The organism is Microcoleus sp. LEGE 07076 (genome assembly GCF_015207455.1).
GTDB lineage: Bacteria > Cyanobacteriota > Cyanobacteriia > Cyanobacteriales > Microcoleaceae > Microcoleus.
This window is the reverse complement of record NZ_JADEWV010000418.1, coordinates 1-2,234: the sequence shown is the minus strand read 5'-3', so window position 1 is coordinate 2,234 and position 2,234 is coordinate 1. Positions and strand designations below refer to the sequence as shown.

1 protein-coding gene and 1 pseudogene are annotated in these 2,234 nt (G+C 48.0%); both read right to left on the bottom strand.

Translation table 11 applies throughout. From position 1 onward, the window contains the following. Window positions 1-124: 124 nt before the first annotated feature. The gene (locus IQ270_RS29830) at window positions 125-1,666 is read right to left on the bottom strand and encodes a serine hydrolase (protein WP_228056828.1); all 1,542 of its coding nucleotides are present in this window, start codon (window positions 1,664-1,666) and stop codon (window positions 125-127) included. A 290-nt stretch (window positions 1,667-1,956) separates the two neighbouring features. Beyond that, a pseudogene (locus IQ270_RS29825) lies at window positions 1,957-2,234 on the bottom strand (RNA methyltransferase); the annotation flags it as partial.

Genomic DNA, 2,234 nt, shown 5'->3' with positions numbered 1-2,234 from the left:
GTTTTTTGGGCTATGCGTATTCCTTGTTCAACACTCACAACTATAGAATACCATTATTGTTTATAATTGCTTATAAACTCAATGAAGTTTTACAATACCGATCGGCAAAAACCCGGTAGAATTTTCAATTTTTAATTTTCACTTGTGAATCCGCAGGCGTTTCCCCACCGTTCAAGTAGCGGTAACTCATCCGAGAAATCTCCCGAATTAATGTTTGAGCTGACTTCTCTGTTTCTTGGGGATGCTTCACCATCACCGCCACCAAATAACGCTTCCCGTTCGGCAAATCCACCATCCCCGCATCTGCCAGCATTGTATTAATGTTACCCGTTTTGTGAGCAATTACTGAACCTTCGCCCAAGCCTCTCGGGAGCAACGAATCGTTTTTAGTTTGGCGCAGGATTTGCAAAATCCGATCGCGCGATTTTACCGAAACCAAATTTCCGCGATCGACTTGGGCGATGATATTAATCAAATCCTTCGGGCTGGTAGTATTCGTTCCCTCCAAATCCGGCAAATTATTCCGCAAAACCGTCGCCCTCAAACCCCAGGCGGCAAAATGCTGATTCAAAATCTCAGCACCTCCCAACAATTCAATCATCATATTAGTCGCCGTATTGTCGCTGACAACAATCATCTTTCTGGCAACTTCCAAAGCCGAATATTTCTTGCCCGGAGGGTCGTCTTGCATCTCCCCAGAACCGCCCACAATGTTTTCCTGCTTCAGCGTCAGCACTTGATCTAACCGTACTTTACCCTCATCTACTGCTTGAAAAAAGGCTGCTAAAATTGGCAATTTAATCGTGCTCGCTGAAGCAAAAGCAGCGTCGCCGTTAAAATTCAGGTAGCTTCCTGTATCTAAATCAACTAAAAATATTCCCGCAGTCAAGGTAGGATTTTCTGTTGCCATCACCTGAACTTGCGTTTTCAAAGCTGCTAATTCTTGATTCAGTTGCAGCGATTCTGAAGCCGCAGGGGCTGCAACTGCGCTGCCGGCTTGTTTGTTTTGCTCTGCGGGGGTTTCTTGTGTCGCGGCTGTCGATCGGCTCACAGCATTCACCACCGACAGCAGCGTACCGCAAATCACCGCTATCCCAACTCCCAAAATCAGCAACCGAGTAGCGTACACCAACGGCGGTACGCTCCGAGGTGCAGGGCGTTTCCCCGGTCTCTGGCTTTCTTGCGGGCGAGGTCTCGGCAGGGGGGATTTTTTGACATTTGGCGGCTTTTCCGCGTCTGGAATCGGCGCTGAAGGCGAAATGGGGCGACTTACACGGGCGGTGGGATTGCTGGCGATCGCCCTGACATTTTCTAGATTCGGCTGTGGAAAATCGAACAAATCGACAGCAGCAAGGTTTTTTTGGCGCGGTTTGCGACTTTTCGACTGCCCAATTTTGGTGGTTTTGGGTTTTTTCGGATTAATTGCGGATCTGGGATCGGACAAAAAGTCTTGTGTATTGAATTCTTCGGGGGAAGGCGCGGGAGAATTGGCTCTAATTTGAGTGACGCGGTTTGGTTGCGGTGAGAAAGTCGCAGGTTCGGATGCTGGAATTTCTGGCTTGTTTGGCTGTCCCTGCGGGCGACGGCGGCCGGATTTGCCAGACTGAGTTGCTTTCCCGGATTTAGGCGACTTTTGCCCGGAGTTGGCAGAGGCTATCGAGGACATCACTGATAATATCGATCGTTTGGGAAACCGCTCTGCCACGTCTTACTCCTTCTGCACTGTAAATTTTAAGTTTAAGGTTTTTTAGCTTGCGGGCCAATAGATTTGTGATTTGTGATTTGGGATTTTAGATTTGTCGGAAACGCACCCGTGCGAGAAACCGGGTTTCTTGCCGGGAAATTACCTTAAATTTGAGGTTTTTATTCAAGAAACCCGGTTTCTTTGGTGACAAGTGGGTAAATCCTGTTCGCCAAAAATCCTCAATCTCACATCCCAAATTATCGGCAATTCTCTTAGCTATCGGTTGGATTTTCTGGCAACGCATCCAGAGTATCAGAAACTGGCGATCGCGCGTAACTTTTTATTGCCCAATCTGTTTGACGCAGCACGCCCCGCAGCATGGCGACTTCATCAACTGTGGGATAGGCGCGATTGTACAAACGCCGAAATTTTTCCATCCGACTTGCTGCTGTGTGTGGCTGCAAATATCCAATTTTCAGCAGCAGGGTTTCTAGTTGCTGGTAATATCCCTCTAAATTTTCCAGCGGAGCACTGTTGGGGGGATTGGGAG